12 protein-coding genes are annotated in these 14,357 nt (G+C 58.5%); 10 read left to right on the top strand and 2 right to left on the bottom strand.

Annotated elements, in window-relative coordinates:
- Positions 1-63 precede the first annotated feature (63 nt).
- The 10 genes from BLS57_RS02220 to BLS57_RS02175 all read left to right on the top strand — a co-directional run bounded on the left by BLS57_RS02220 (position 64) and on the right by BLS57_RS02175 (position 12,839).
- On the top strand, positions 64-1,050 hold the full coding sequence (locus tag BLS57_RS02220; RefSeq protein WP_208597509.1) for a glycosyltransferase family 2 protein: 987 nt from the start codon (positions 64-66) through the stop codon (positions 1,048-1,050).
- Positions 1,047-2,744, top strand: a complete 1,698-nt coding sequence (locus tag BLS57_RS02215) for a DUF5927 domain-containing protein (protein ID WP_093738720.1) — start codon at positions 1,047-1,049, stop codon at positions 2,742-2,744. The genes BLS57_RS02220 and BLS57_RS02215 overlap by 4 nt, the downstream gene beginning before the upstream one ends.
- Positions 2,745-2,747: 3 nt before the next feature.
- Positions 2,748-4,175, top strand: a complete 1,428-nt coding sequence (locus BLS57_RS02210; RefSeq protein ID WP_093738718.1) for a nodulation protein NodH — start codon at positions 2,748-2,750, stop codon at positions 4,173-4,175.
- 68 nt (positions 4,176-4,243) lie between these two features.
- Positions 4,244-4,900: a membrane protein YczE gene (gene yczE, locus BLS57_RS02205; protein WP_208597502.1), complete on the top strand. Its 657-nt coding sequence runs from the start codon at positions 4,244-4,246 to the stop codon at positions 4,898-4,900.
- 180 nt (positions 4,901-5,080) lie between these two features.
- On the top strand, positions 5,081-6,343 hold the full coding sequence (locus tag BLS57_RS02200; RefSeq protein ID WP_093738714.1) for an imelysin family protein: 1,263 nt from the start codon (positions 5,081-5,083) through the stop codon (positions 6,341-6,343).
- A 72-nt stretch (positions 6,344-6,415) separates the two neighbouring features.
- Positions 6,416-8,008, top strand: coding sequence for a di-heme oxidoreductase family protein (locus tag BLS57_RS02195; RefSeq protein WP_244153578.1), 1,593 nt, complete (start codon positions 6,416-6,418; stop codon positions 8,006-8,008).
- Positions 8,008-8,997, top strand: coding sequence for an imelysin family protein (locus tag BLS57_RS02190; RefSeq protein ID WP_093738710.1), 990 nt, complete (start codon positions 8,008-8,010; stop codon positions 8,995-8,997). Before BLS57_RS02195 ends, BLS57_RS02190 begins: the two co-directional genes overlap by 1 nt.
- Entirely contained in the window at positions 8,997-10,070 is a 1,074-nt protein-coding gene (locus tag BLS57_RS02185; RefSeq protein WP_093738708.1) for a DUF1513 domain-containing protein, read from the top strand. Before BLS57_RS02190 ends, BLS57_RS02185 begins: the two co-directional genes overlap by 1 nt.
- A 271-nt stretch (positions 10,071-10,341) precedes the next feature.
- A complete protein-coding gene (locus tag BLS57_RS02180; RefSeq protein ID WP_093738706.1) occupies positions 10,342-12,189 on the top strand; it encodes a PAS domain-containing sensor histidine kinase in 1,848 nt (615 codons plus the stop codon).
- A 104-nt stretch (positions 12,190-12,293) separates the two neighbouring features.
- Positions 12,294-12,839, top strand: a complete 546-nt coding sequence (locus BLS57_RS02175) for a YaeQ family protein (RefSeq protein WP_093738704.1) — start codon at positions 12,294-12,296, stop codon at positions 12,837-12,839.
- A gap of 21 nt (positions 12,840-12,860) precedes the next feature.
- Here BLS57_RS02175 and BLS57_RS02170 read toward each other — a convergent pair whose 3' ends face one another.
- On the bottom strand, positions 12,861-13,475 hold the full coding sequence (locus BLS57_RS02170; RefSeq protein ID WP_093738702.1) for a hypothetical protein: 615 nt from the start codon (positions 13,473-13,475) through the stop codon (positions 12,861-12,863).
- Between the two features lie 96 nt (positions 13,476-13,571).
- Positions 13,572-14,354 carry a dimethylarginine dimethylaminohydrolase family protein gene (locus tag BLS57_RS02165; protein ID WP_093738700.1) on the bottom strand — a complete coding sequence of 261 codons (783 nt, stop codon included), beginning with the start codon at positions 14,352-14,354 and terminating at the stop codon, positions 13,572-13,574.
- Between the last annotated feature and the right edge of the window lie 3 nt (positions 14,355-14,357).

The following is a 14,357-nucleotide window of genomic DNA, read 5'->3' as shown; positions in this document are numbered from 1 at the left end:
GAAAAAAGAGCGGATAGGTTCGATAGATTAGGGGCGGTTTTGGGCGTCATTCAGTCATACAGACTGCGTCTTCAGCGGAAGCGTTGGCGCATTCGCGCGTTTCGCAAACGCCGCGAGCTGACCTCTGCCGCCAACCGCACCGGGCAAATAAAGCGCGACGACATTCTCGTGTTTTGCACACAGCGCAATGAGCGCATCCGCCTTCCCTACTTCCTGCAGTACTACCGCGAACAGGGGGTCGGCCATTTCTTCTTTGTCGATAACGACAGCACAGACGGATCGCTGGACTATCTGGCCGAGCAGCCTGACGTATCGGTCTGGAGCGCCAAGGCGAGCTATAAGCGGTCGCGTTTTGGCGTCGATTGGCTGAACTGGCTGCAGATGCGGTATGCCCATGGCCATTGGACGCTGACCGTCGATCCCGATGAGTTTCTCGTTTATCCCTTTTGCGACACCCGCCCCCTGCGCGCATTGACCGATTGGCTCGATGCCTCCTCAATCAAAAGCTTCAGTGCCATGTTGCTGGATATGTATCCAAAAGGGCGGCTTGACGAGCAGCCCTATCAGGAGGGTCAGAACCCGATCGACATCGCTTCGTGGTTCGACAGCGGAAACTATACGATCAAACGCAACCGCCGGTTTGGGAACTTGTGGATTCAAGGCGGGCCACGCGCGCGGGTGTTCTTTCCCGAAGAGCCTGCCAAAGCCCCTGCTTTGAACAAAGTGCCGCTGGTCAAATGGGATCGCCGCTACGCCTATGTCAGCTCGACCCATATGCTGCTGCCGCGCGGGCTTAATCAAGTTTATGACGAATGGGGTGGGGAGAAAGCCTCGGGCGTTCTGCTGCACGCCAAATTCCTTGATACCTTTGGCGCGAAAGCGGCGGAAGAACTGGAGCGCAGCGAACACTATGCCGCATCGGTCGAGTACAAAGCCTACGCCGAACGGCTGAAGGATGATCCGCAACTCTGGTGCAAATGGTCCGAGCGATACATCAACTGGCGTCAGCTGGAGATTCTGGGCCTGATGTCCAAGGGGAACTGGGCATGAGCGTCGGGATCGTCATGCTGGTACACAATGCCTTTGGCCGGGCGGAGCAGGTGGCGCGGCATTGGGCAGCAGCGGGTTGTCCTGTCGTGATCCATGTCGACAAGGCTGTCGCCCGGCGCAAACACGATGCTTTTGTGGCGGCTCTGGCGGATCTAAAAGACGTGCGCTTTAGCCCGCGCTTCCGCTGCGAATGGGGTACGTGGGGCATCGTTGCCGCTTCGCAAAGCGCGGCAGAGCTGATGCTGGCCAGTTTCCCCAAAGTGCGCCATGTCTATCTGGCCTCCGGTTCCTGCCTGCCGCTTCGCCCGGTGCAGGAGTTGATCGACTACCTCGAAGCGCGACCGCAGACGGACTTTATCGAAAGCGCCACCACCGCGGATGTGCCATGGACAGTCGGCGGACTGGATGCTGAACGTTTCACTCTGCGCTTCCCCTTCTCTTGGCGCCGCAACCGCTATCTCTTTGACCGCGCCGTCGACATCCAGCGCCGTCTGAAACTTCAGCGCCGGATGCCGAACGACCTTGTACCGCATATGGGCTCGCAATGGTGGTGCCTGACGCGGCGTACGCTTTCGGCTATCATGCAAGACCCGGACCGTGCGACCTATGACAAGTTCTTCCGACATGTCTGGATCCCAGATGAATCCTACTTCCAGACGCTCGCGCGGCTTTATTCGACAAAGATTGAAAGCCGCTCGCTGACCCTGTCGAAGTTCGATTTTCAGGGCAAACCGCATATCTTCTACGACGACCACCTCCAGTTGCTGCGCCGCTCGGACTGTTTTGTGGCGCGCAAGATATGGCCCCATGCCGACCGGCTCTATGAAGCCTTTCTGACCGACCCAGACGGCGCGATGAAGAAGACCGAGCCCAACCCCGGCAAGATCGATCGCATCTTCGCCAAAGCCGTGGAACGGCGCACGCGGGGCCGGGCCGGGCTCTATATGCAAAGCCGCTTTCCGAATGAGGATTGGGAGAACGGCGTGACTGCCGCGCCCTATTCTGTGTTTCAGGGCTTTGCCGAGTTGTTTGAGGACTTTGAACACTGGCTCGGCCGCACCACCGGCGCGCGCGTGCATGGGCATCTGTTTGCACCGGACCGCGTTCATTTTGCCGATGGGCAGGAGACGCTGAACGGGGCGCTTTCAGATAATCCCGAGCTTCGCGACTATAACACCAGTGCTTTCCTGACCAATCTCATCTGGAACACCCGCGGCGAGCGCCAGTGTTTTCAGTTCGGGCCTATGGACAATCAGGATGTGAACTGGCGGATCGCCAGAGACCCCAATGCACAGTTCTCGGTCATCACCGGCGCTTGGGCGGTGCCGCTGTTCCGCTCCAACCTCGACTTTGCCGAAATCCGCCGCCTCGCCGCCAAGCTACAGCAGATCGAGAGCGCGCATATGGACGTGTTGCGCTCTCCACATGCCAAGGCGCGGGTGCGGATTTGGACGATGGCGGAGTTTATCGAAGCACCGATGGAGCCCTTGCAAGGCATCTTGGACGAGATTGGCCGCAACCGTCTGCGCCGCCTCTCCGAGGCGCCGCGCATGGTGGATCTAACCGGCTTTGGCCAGTTCCTGCAAAACCTAAAGAACCAAGGCATGCACCCCTATCTTATGGGCGATTTTCCCGTCGCGCGGGGCGTTGCTGCTGATGCAAAACCCTCCCCCAAACCCTATTTGGTGAAATAAACCATGACGCAAAAGTTCGACAGTTTCGTGGTATTTGCCGAGATGCGCACCGGTTCGAATTTTCTGGAAGCGAACCTGAATGCCTTCGAGGGGATCGCCTGCCACGGCGAGGCCTTTAACCCTTTCTTTATGGGCTACCCCAAAAGCGAACCGATCCTTGGTGTTAGCCAAGAAGCCCGCGATGCTGACCCGACGGTTCTCCTCAATGCTATCCGGAAGCAAGAAGACGCTTTGGGCGGTTTCCGCTATTTCCACGACCATGACCCTCGCGTCTTTGACAAAATCATCAAGGACCAGCGCTGCGCCAAAATTGTACTGACGCGCAACCCGGTGGACAGCTATGTCAGTTGGAAGATCGCGCAGGCAACAGGGCAGTGGAAGCTGACCGATGTAAAGGCGCAGAAAGTCGCGCAGGCGGTTTTTGATGCTGATGAATTCAGTGCCCATCTTGATGCTTTGCAAGCTTTTCAGGTGACCCTGCTGAACCGGCTCCAAACCTCGGGGCAGACGGCATTTTATGTGGCGTATGAAGACCTTCAGAGCGTTGACGTGATGAATGGGCTGGCCCGCTATCTGGGGGTGGATGAGGCGCTCGACGCGCTCGACAAAAACCTCAAAAAGCAGAACCCCAGCCCGATCTCATCCAAGGTCAGTAACTATGAAGAAATGCGTGACGCACTGGCGCAGTTTGACCGTTTTGACCTGACACGCACTCCGAATTTTGAGCCGCGACGCGGGCCGAATGTTCCGTCCTATGTTGCGGCTGCGACGAGTGGGCTGGTCTATCTGCCAATTAAATCTGGCCCGCAGGAGCAAGTTCTCGATTGGATGGCAGCGCTTGATAGCGTTCCCCGCAATGCGCTACGCAGCAAAATGTCGCAAAAAGAACTGCGGCAGTGGAAACGGAAAAACCCCGGACATCGCGGATTTACCGTTATTCGCCATCCGGTCCTCCGCGCCCATAACGCGTTTTGTCGGCATATCCTGTCGACCGAGGCGGGCAGCTATGCGCAATTGCGCCGCACGCTGGTCCGCCGGTACAAACTTCCTTTGCCCGAAGCTGCGTCAGACCCAAGCTACGACCGCGCTGCGCATCGCGAGGCATTTGCGGCCTTCTTGCGGTTCCTCAAAGGCAATCTGGCCGGGCAAACCGCTATCCGTATTAATGCTGCGTGGTGCTCACAGGCGCTTTCAGTGGCAGGCTTCGGTGACTTCTGTTTGCCCGACCGAATTGTTCGCGAAGAAGATATGGCAACTGAACTGGCTGACTTGGCCGCGGTGGTTGGCCATGACAGCAGCCCCAAGGTGCCCAAGATGCCTGAGCCGGGACCATATACGCTTGCCGATATCTACGACGAAGAGATCGAGAAGCTCGCCGCGGACGCCTATCAGAAAGACTATATGGTTTTCGGCTTTTCAAGCTGGCGCTGACACATCTGCCCTTGCCCGCCCCGTAGCAAGCTGGAATGACTGTGCGGTCTGACATGAGGGGCGCCGTCGTGAGTTTTCTATCTGTCACCTCCGTTCCGCGGCTCCGGTGGAGTTCGCCGCGTGCCTTTACCCTCCGGCCACCGTTGGTCTCACTGGTGTTTCTTGTGCTGGGCTTGGTGATCTTCGGTCTTGGTGAGGCTTTGCTGGTGACCGCCGGTGTTGGTGTCAGCCCCTGGACCGTCTTTGCCGAAGGCGTGACCAATATCACCGATTGGAGCCTTGGTTTTGCAACCTTCGCCATCAGCGCAACTGTACTTTTGTTGTGGATACCGCTGCGGCAAACGCCCGGGATTGGCACGGTTTTGAACGCCATAATCGTAGCTTTGGTGCTGGAATTCGCCCTGCCAATTCTACCGACCTTCGAAACCTATCTGGCGAATGTGCTGCTCGCCCTGACGGGGGTGTTCGTCACCGGCTTTGGTGGGGCGATCTACCTGGTGGCAAACCTTGGCCCCGGCCCGCGCGACGGGTTAATGACAGGGTTGCAGCGGGTAACCGGCAGGCCCATCGCGCTGGTCCGTATGAGCATTGAATTATCGGTGGTCGGAATCGGCTGGGCCTTGGGCGGCACGCTCGGGCTCGGTACCTTGCTTTTCGCAGTGGGGATTGGTCCTGCGATGGCCATTGGGATGCAGATCCTGGATCTCCGCAGCGCCAAACAATGATCTTACGAACGGGTGATAGTTTTGCGGGGGAGGAGGCGGCCTCTCCCAAATCCCGACTGTTAAGGTAAGTTTATTTTCCAGCAGCCATTGTCAATCCCGACTAAATAAGTCAGCTATACGAAAAGTAGCGTTTGCCTCGGCTGACGCTTTCGCAATGACAATCGCTAGAAGGATTGACCGATGGGCCTTAGAACAACGACAGCCGTGGCATTGCTAGCCCTCTCAGCAACGCCCCTCTTCGCGCAAAGTAAGTCTGACGTTCTAGGCACCTATGCGAATATCGCACAGGCGGGCTATGAAGACAGTTTCATCACAGCACAGAGGCTAAAAGATGCAGTAGAGGCGCTGATTTCGACCCCGTCGCCCGAAGCTCTGCAAGCTGCAAAAACGGCGTGGCTTGCCGCCCGCGTTCCCTACCAGCAGACCGAAGTTTACCGTTTTGGCAATCCGATCGTGGATGATTGGGAGGGCAAAGTGAACGCATGGCCGCTGGACGAAGGGCTGATCGACTATGTCGATGCGTCCTATGGTGGTGAGACGGATGAAAACCAGCTCGCGGTCTTGAACGTCATCGCCAATCCCACCTTCACCCTCGGCGGGGAAGAGGTAGATGCGGCGCAAATCACCCCTGCGCTTCTAGAAGGTCAGCTGCACGAAGCAGGGGCCGTCGAGTCCAATGTGGCCATCGGCTACCACGCCATTGAGTTTCTGCTTTGGGGGCAGGATTTAAACGGCACCGCCTACGGTGCCGGAGACCGTCCTTGGACAGACTATGCTACCGGCGATACTTGCTCGAATGGCAACTGCGACCGGCGCGGCGAATATCTGAAAGCCGCAACTGATCTGCTCGCGAGCGACCTGGAATGGATGGCCGGACAGTGGGCCGAAGGCGGTGCTGCGCGCGAAGCCGTCTTGGCGGATGAAAACACCGGCATCCATGCCATTCTCACCGGCATGGGGTCGCTTTCTTATGGCGAGCAAGCGGGTGAGCGGATGAAGCTCGGGGTTATGCTCAACGACCCTGAGGAAGAGCATGACTGCTTTTCGGACAACACGCATAACAGTCACTACTACGATGGTTTGGGTGTGCGGAATGTCTATCTGGGCGAATACATGAGGGTCGATGGATCTGTGGTTTCCGGTCCATCCTTGTCCGATCTCGTCGCCAAGGCTGATGCCGGAGTTGATGCTGAATTGCGCGACCGGCTCGACGTCACAATGGTTGAGCTGGGCCAGATTAAGACCGCCGCCGAAACAGGGTTTAGCTATGACATGATGCTTGAGCGCGGCAATGCCGAAGGCGAGGCGCTGATCATGAGTGCTGTCGATGCTTTGGTTGGTCAAACCCGTGTTATTGAGCGTGCCGTGACAGCGCTCGGCGTTGATACGATCGCCTTTGAAGGCTCTGACAGCCTGGATGATCCGAACGCCGTTTTCCAATGAAGCAATCCGCCGGGGCGACACAGCCCCGGCCGTTCCCTCGGCACGCGCCACTAGTGAAGAGGCAAACCGCCTATGTTGCGTTTTCTTAAGGCGGCTCGATATAGCGGCCCAATGGTCTTTATCGTGGCGAGCCTTGCAATCGGCTTCCTAGTTGCGCCGCCTCAGAAGACAGAAATCGGCACGGCGGAATTATCCTCTCCCCATCTAAACGTGACTCCCCGCACCGACGCGGAGCGGGCCCGCATCGCCGACATTACAGCGATGCCAGCAACTTTTACGAAACCCGAGGCTTTCGAGACGAACCCCGCAGGTGCCGCGACTGTGCGGGCTCGCAAAACCGCTGACGCCTTTTCGCAACCCTCGGGCAACATCAGTTTCGAACGCGAGCTAGACTTTAAGGTCGGCAATGGGTTGTTCAAAAAACTCTGGGTGTCCTCCCCATCCTCGACCTTGGCATCAGACGGGTTAGGGCCGCTATTTAACGCACGATCCTGCCAGCGCTGTCACCTTAAGGACGGGCGTGGCCACCCGCCCGAGGGGTCTGAAGATGATGCGGTTTCCATGTTCCTGCGCGTCTCGGTTCCCGCCGCACCAGAAGAGGACATAAGCGAGATCGAAGCGTTTCTACTGTCTGCGGGGGAGGAGCCTTTGCGCGTGCGACCCGACCCTAACTATGGCGGGCAGCTTCAGGATTTTGCGACCGCGGGACATAAGGCAGAATACCGCCTTGAGGTCACTTACGAAGAATTCGACGTTCCGCTCTCTGACGACCAGACGGCGCTGCTCCGCCGCCCGACATACAGCGCTGAGGATCTGGGTTATGGTCCCTTGGCTGAAGGCGCGATGCTCAGTCCGCGCGTCGCCCCTCCGATGATCGGGCTTGGCTTGTTAGAGGCGATCCCGGCGGAAGATATTCTCGCGCTGGCCGATCCCGAAGACAGAGATGGCGATGGTATATCGGGCCGGGCGCAGATGGTCTGGTCATTCGAGCATGATCGCCCGATGCTCGGACGTTTCGGATGGAAGGCCGGTGCGCCAACGATCCGTGAACAATCCGCCAGCGCCTTTGCGGGTGACATCGGGATTTCCTCGCCGATTTTTCCTGACCCTTGGGGCGATTGCGCGGCAGGGCAATCGGCCTGCCGTGAGGCGCCGCATGGCGATGGAGATGTGCGCAAGACAGAGATTGACAGCGAAGGTCTGGACCTTGTGACCTTCTACAGTCGCAATCTTGCGGTCCCGGCGCGGCGGGATGTTGATGATCCGCAAGTGCTGCGTGGTAAAGCCGTGTTCCACGAGACGGGATGCGCGTCCTGTCACCGGCCCAAGTTTGTTACCGACCGGCTCGACGACCAGCCAGAGCAGAGCTTCCAGTTGATCTGGCCCATGACCGACCTGCTGTTGCACGACATGGGCGAGGGGCTTGCCGATAACCGACCCGAGGGGCGCGCGTCGGGCCGGGAATGGCGTACTGCCCCGCTTTGGGGTATTGGCATGACGGAACAGGTCAATGGTCACACCCAGTTTCTGCACGACGGGCGGGCGCGGTCGCTTCTCGAAGCTGTTCTGTGGCATGGTGGTGAAGCACAGGCCTCGCGCGATGCCGTTGTCGAAATGCCCAAAGCCGACCGAGATGCCCTGATCCGCTATTTGGAGAGCCTATAATGCGCGCCTTTCTCGCCGCCACCTTCTGCTTTGCTGCCGCCCCCGCTTTCGCCGGGATCGATGAGGTGATCGAGTCTCATGTCCTGCCGGGAACCGAGGCTTTCGCTGAGGCCACCACGGCGCTGGCCTCTGCCGCGACCGATGACTGTACCGCGCAAAACCTGCGCGATCCTTATCACACCGCCTTTGACAGCTGGCTTGGTATCTCCCACCTCCGCCTTGGCCCGATTGAAGAGGAGGGCCGAGGTCTTGCGATAAGCTTTTGGCCCGATACGCGCGGATTGGTAGGCCGCACGGCTGCGGGATTGGTCGCCGATGAAGACCCGGTCGTAGAGAGCCCCGAAGCCTTTGCCGAAGTGTCTATTGCGGGGCGGGGGCTCTTGGCGCTGGAGCGACTGTTGTTTGAAGACGATCTCGCGGGCTACTCTGCCGATAGCTATAGCTGCGCACTCGCGCAGGCAATCGCGGGTGATCTGGCGCGCATGGCGGGAGAGATTGACCGCGAATGGCAGGACAGCTTTGCGGCGTCTCTGCGCAGCGCTGGCGCTGGGGGCAATAGCTTCTTTTTAAGCGAGCGCGAGGCGGCGCAGGCTCTTTACACCGCGCTGGTGACCGGCCTCGATTTTGTCGCTGATCAACGCTTGGGCCGCCCGATGGGCACGTTCGAAGCGCCTAAACCTCTGGTCGCCGAAGCGCGGCGCTCGGGTCGTTCATTGCGCAATGTTGGGATGTCTCTCGAAGCGTTGCGCGAACTCGCGCAGACATTGGCAGACCATCCCATCCCCGAAACCGAAGCCGCATTCGCTGCCGCTCTGGAGCGGGCCGAGCAGCTAGATGATCCGGTATTCGCAGGCGTCGCGTCCCCGTCGGGCCGGTTGAGGGTGGAGGCCCTGCGGACTCTGGTCTCTGAAATTGCCAGTGCCGCCGCCAAAGAGATTGCGCCGGAGTTGGGCGTTTCGGTGGGCTTCAACTCGGCGGACGGCGACTGATGCCGTCGCGCCGCCATTTCCTCGCGGGGCTGGCTGCTGTTGCGCTGCCGCGGTTGAGCTGGGCCGATGCAGGTAATCCGGCCTTTCTTTCTGCGGCGCGCGAACCCTCCGGGGCATATGCGCTTTTTGGCTTGGACGCTGAGGGCCAAGACCTGTTTCGCATTCCGCTTCCCGACCGCGGTCATGCTGCCACGGCCCATCCCACCGCGCCGGAAGCCGTGGCCTTCGCGCGGCGTCCGGGTCGTTTTGCGCTGGTGATCGACTGCGTTGCAGGACGCGTGAAACACCGGCTCGATATCCCTGCGGGGCGACATTTCTATGGTCACGGAGCCTTTTTGCAGGGCGGGGAGATCCTCGCCACCAGTGAGAACGACATCGAAAGTGGCGAAGGGCGGATCGGGATTTGGTCGCGCGCGGAAGGTTATGCTCGCATTGCAGAGTTTGCCTCCGGCGGTATTGGCCCGCACGAAATTCGTGCGTGGGCGGATGATACGCTGGTCGTGGCCAACGGTGGTATCCGAACCCACCCAGACCGGGGGCGGGAAAAGCTGAACCTGGCCGATATGCGGCCCAATCTCTCTTATCTTTCGGCGGCGGGTGAGGTGCTGGAACGCATAGAACTGCCCTCCGACCTGCATCAAAACTCTATTCGTCATTTGGCCCTGGCCCCGGACGGGCAGGTTGCTTTTGCTATGCAATGGCAAGGCACGCCCGACGCCGGGGTGCCGCTTCTGGGCCTCCATCGCCCCGGCGGAACTGTCGTGCTGGCCGAAGCAGATTTGGCCGAGCAGATGGCGATGGAGGGATACGCTGGAAGTGTCGCCTATGCTGCCGATGGGCAGTATGTGGGCATCACCTCTCCCCGCGGTGGGCGCCTGCATCTTTTCCATCCCGATGGCCGTTTTGCAGCATCACATAGACGCGCTGACGTTTGCGGCCTAGCGCCCGGCGCGCGGGGTGTTGTTCTAACTGACGGAATGGGCGGTGTGTTTCGCAGCGGTTCTGCTGGCCTGTCGCGGTTGGCCTTGGCGGAACGCGCTTGGGACAACCATTTGGTCGCGATCCCCAGCTAAGGTTGTCGTTCGCGGTAAGCGGACGAGCAGCAGAATGGTCCATAGGGCAGCTTTCCTGCAGCACAACTGCCGTGTGCCTCGCGCAACACTTTCTCCGCTGCATAGAACTGAGATTGATTGTATCGCGTTTTATGCAACAGTTGGTTTCTAGTTAACTGAACAGCAGGTTTGTGCGCGCACCATTGCGTGCGCTCGCGGGCGCCTTTCGAGGAAAAAACATCCTTTGTCGTTTCGGGGCATAGACACAGAACTACATTTCAACACCTCTGAAATGTTTCGTTCCATCATCCAACACAGCCCCTTTGGCGTTTGGGTTGTCGATGCTGTTGGATTTGTTGTTTTCCGAAATAGAGCCGCTGAAGCGATGTTCCCGCTGGGCCAGAAAGACGGTTTAGGGTCGCAGATTTCAAATCTTATCCCTGCACTTTCCATCAAGGGCGGGAAGATGACCTGCACGTCCATCGGCAGTGGCGAACTGGAAAACACGATTGAACTGCCAACGATAAAGGGCGGCCCGCGTTATTGCGAAGTCAGCCTTAGCCAGTTCACCGCCGCCGGCGGGCAGGTTTTCAACATCGTTAGTCTTAACGAGGTCACGAGCCGTCTGCGTGCGTGGCAGGCCGTTAAGGATCAAGAAAGGCGTTGGAACCTCGCATTGGAGGGAAGCCAGATCGGTGTTTTCGAATCCGATCTACGCACCGGGGAGGGGGTCGCATCAGATGCGTGGTACCAACTGCTCGGCATCTGCAATGCCGACGGGCGGAACTCGGACGATGAATGGCGGGCGCATATTCACCCCGAAGACAGGCCCAAAGTCGAAGCGATTGACTCGGAATGTATCGAAGGCCGGATCGAGAAGTCCGAGGCGAAGTTCCGCATGCGCGGGGGCGATGGCTCTTGGCGCTGGATGCGCTCTATCTTGCGGGTGACAGAGCGCGATGCAGACGGAAACGCTGTACGGCTGCTTGGAACGATGATCGATATTACCTCCCTCGAAAGCGCGCAGAACCTCGCGGAAGCCCGAAAAGAAGGGCTGGAGATGTTGATGGCAAACGCGCCGGTTGCAATGGCGGTTGTTGCCTTGGACGGCCGGTTCATCCTGTTGAATGATGCCTGCTATGCGATCTTTGGATATCCGCCGGGCGCGCTGGAGCAACAGGCGCTTTGGAAGCTCGGCAAGGACGAAACCTTTGGCAATGTGAAGGACGAAGTTGACCGTCTCATGACGGGCACGATCAACGCGTCGCGCATTGAAGAGCATTACATAAAGCCAGATGGGGCTGCTGCGGATATTGCATTCAGGCTGTCGGTGGTACGGGCCGAGGAGCCATCTGACACCCGGTTGATCCTGCAAATGGTCGACATTACGGAGAAGAAACGCCTCGAGTCCCTGAAGGATGATTTCGTGGCAACAGTCAGTCACGAACTTCGCACGCCCCTCGCTTCGATCCACGGTGCTCTGCGGCTACTTGCCGAGGAGATCGGTGCGGAGGCGTCAGAACGGGTTGATAAACTGCTTGAACTGGCGGGGCGAAACAGTCTTCGCCTGACCGAGGTGGTCAACGACCTGCTCGATTTTCAAAAACTCACCGCGGGCCATTTTTCAGTCAGTCTCGCACCGGTCGATGTGGTTGACCTTGTGTCACAGACAACTGCCGACAATGCGCCTTTTGCCGATAAGTTCAACGTCACCGTCGACCTTGATGTGCCAGCGGAGGCTGTCTTTATCCAAGCGGACCCGCAGCGTCTGAAACAAGTGGTGACGAACCTTCTGTCGAACGCCTCGAAATTTTCCAACCCCGGGGCGACGGTGCGTGTCGCATCAAAGGTCAGCGATGGGGTCTGCACAGTTTCAGTAAGCAATAATGGCCCGGGCATTTCATCGGAGTTTGCACAGCGCATTTTTCAGCCCTTCTCGCAACAGGCCGAGCATTTGACTCGCAACCGAGAGGGTACGGGGCTGGGCTTGGCAATTTCCAAAGAATTGGTCGACAATATGGGTGGCGAGATTGGCTTCGACTCTGTGCCGAATGTCCTGACGACCTTCTGGGTGCGGTTCCCGATTGTAATGCCAGATCAACTTAGCGGAGACACAACACCCTATCTGGCGGCGCAATAATCTGGTCACGCGGGTCCGGCCCTATGGGCGCCGCCTCGTGTATTCGCTTCCCAAAGGGTGCCGCGCAGAGTAGGCAGCCATTCTTTGACCGCTTAGGACGAACCATGGCCCAGAACGCAACCATCTACAAAGTTGAACTGTCGGTCTCCGACATGGATCGTCACTATTATGAAACCCATAAGCTGACCGTTGCAAAGCACCCTTCTGAAACGGATGAGCGGCTGATGTTGCGCCTTGTCGCATTTGCGATGAATGCGCATGAGAATATGGAGATGACCAAAGGGCTATCGACGGATGATGAGCCGGACATTTGGCAGAAAAGCCTCAGCGGCGAGCTTGATGTATGGGTCTCGCTTGGTCTGCCGAGCGAGAAGATCATTCGCCAGTCATGCGGTAAGTCCAAAAAGACGATCATCTATACCTATGGCGGCAAATCGGCAGAAATCTGGTGGGACAAGGTTCGCAATAGCACGGCGCGATTTGACAATTTGCAGGTGGCAAATTTTTCAAGCGTTGAGACAGCCGCGCTGGCAGATTTGGCGCAACGTGCGTTGAAGCTGCAGGTCAATATTCAGGATGGTGAGTTGATGATCAGCGCTGATGAGGGCATGTGCTATCTGCACCCCGTCGAATTGAAAGCCTTTGGGTGATCTGAGCTAACCGCCCCGCTATCACTCGATTTGCTCTTCCAACATCGCCGCGATTTTGCGGCGTTGGAACACGTTCCGAATTTGGCTGGTCATCACTTTTTCAGGCACGAAATAGGGCTTTCCGTCCTTCCACTCCGCCTTGAACTTACGCCGCGCGGCAACGAGGTGCGTGGCATGGCCGTCCACTGCGGCGACAGTCAGGTCCATTTGCTTGATTGTGTCGAACAGCCCTTCGGTTCCAATTCGGACTTCGGCGCGGTGCAATAGGTCCAGAAATGAACCGACGTCGATGAAATCGCCGCTCTTGATGGGCCCTTGATTAGTGCGGGTGAGGGGGTTTTCGACGTCATCCAAAGCGACTTCTTCGCGCTCTGTGACCTTGACGGTGTAGGTCTTATCTTCGGTAACGACCCGGGCCATGACCTCCATCAGATAAATCGGTTCTGCGCCCATGTTAGTGACAAAACAATGGGCGTTTTCGTCTTGTGCGATGGAGCGATTGATTAGGATCACCGCCTGCCGCTGACGGCGAAAATTCAGCCAGAGGATATGCAGATAGGCCAGCCAGACCAGTGCGGTCAGCAGGGTTATCGCCACCTGCAGGGTGGCAGAGTTTTCTGCAATCCAGTCGAGCATAGGGCGTCATCCTTCGCCGAGGTTAGAGAGGTTGCAAGGCAAACGCCTGAGGCGGCGCTTTCGTTGCAGACCTCTTGAGCAGCCGCAGATACTGCCTCAGAACCTCAGCGATAGGCAGGACATGCCGCCATCGAGTTTTGCGCATTCCGAGTTGCTGATCTGGACGACCTCATAGCCGGCGTTCGACAGCATCTCCGCAGTGCGGGGAAAGCCTGCGGGGCATAGCACAAACTGGTTGAAACGGATGCTATTGGCCGCGGCCTCTTCGCCTTCTGCCGTATGCAGAACCCGGTAGCCCTCGAAACAGCCCGAAGCGTCGAGCCGTTTGGTGGCAAGGATGGTTTCACCGTCGAGCAGCGAACAATCGGTTTTGAAGTGCAAGACGCCGGGAGGCGTGAACACCTCGCGCAGTTTGTGGCCCCAATCCGACACGATCTCGGCCAGTTCCGCGACCCCTGCGGCATCTGTGCGATCAGATCGGCCTACGAGGATTTCGCGCACCGTCACCAGAATGTCGCCGCCTTCAATATGGCCCGGCCCTTCGATCCGGCGCACATCGTCATAAAGGCGGCGCAGGGTCGGCTCCATCTCAGCGACCTCTCCCATGCGGGTGGGCGCACCGGGCCGCATCATGACGGCGCCTTGCGGGAGGCAGAGGGCGGTATCTTCGACGAAGACAGCGTCGGGATACTCTTCAAGGGCGGGCAGTTCGATGACCTCAGCGCCGGTCTTTTTCAGGGTGGCGACGTAATGGGCATGGGCCTCTTCCATCTTGGCCAGATCGGGCGTGCCGATGTCTTCGGCCCGCAAGCCGTTGACGATGCCCGCAGACGGGCGGCGGGTAACGGCGCGGGTGAACTCATAGGTTGGGTCGGTCATGTC

Origin of the sequence: Sulfitobacter delicatus, from assembly GCF_900102535.1 — a bacterium.
GTDB lineage: Bacteria > Pseudomonadota > Alphaproteobacteria > Rhodobacterales > Rhodobacteraceae > Sulfitobacter > Sulfitobacter delicatus.
This window is presented reverse-complemented; position numbering and strand designations above follow the sequence as displayed.

What these genes read in the sequence shown, in the direction of transcription:
- BLS57_RS02185 (WP_093738708.1), top strand. Translation starts at nt 8,997, where the DNA reads ATGCCGTCGCGCCGCCATTTCCTCGCGGGGCTGGCTGCTGTTGCGCTG.
- BLS57_RS02195 (WP_244153578.1), top strand. Translation starts at nt 6,416, where the DNA reads ATGTTGCGTTTTCTTAAGGCGGCTCGATATAGCGGCCCAATGGTCTTT.
- BLS57_RS02165 (WP_093738700.1), bottom strand. Translation starts at nt 14,354, where the DNA reads ATGACCGACCCAACCTATGAGTTCACCCGCGCCGTTACCCGCCGCCCG.
- BLS57_RS02190 (WP_093738710.1), top strand. Translation starts at nt 8,008, where the DNA reads ATGCGCGCCTTTCTCGCCGCCACCTTCTGCTTTGCTGCCGCCCCCGCT.
- BLS57_RS02215 (WP_093738720.1), top strand. Translation starts at nt 1,047, where the DNA reads ATGAGCGTCGGGATCGTCATGCTGGTACACAATGCCTTTGGCCGGGCG.
- BLS57_RS02200 (WP_093738714.1), top strand. Translation starts at nt 5,081, where the DNA reads ATGGGCCTTAGAACAACGACAGCCGTGGCATTGCTAGCCCTCTCAGCA.
- BLS57_RS02210 (WP_093738718.1), top strand. Translation starts at nt 2,748, where the DNA reads ATGACGCAAAAGTTCGACAGTTTCGTGGTATTTGCCGAGATGCGCACC.
- BLS57_RS02180 (WP_093738706.1), top strand. Translation starts at nt 10,342, where the DNA reads ATGTTTCGTTCCATCATCCAACACAGCCCCTTTGGCGTTTGGGTTGTC.
- BLS57_RS02175 (WP_093738704.1), top strand. Translation starts at nt 12,294, where the DNA reads ATGGCCCAGAACGCAACCATCTACAAAGTTGAACTGTCGGTCTCCGAC.
- BLS57_RS02170 (WP_093738702.1), bottom strand. Translation starts at nt 13,475, where the DNA reads ATGCTCGACTGGATTGCAGAAAACTCTGCCACCCTGCAGGTGGCGATA.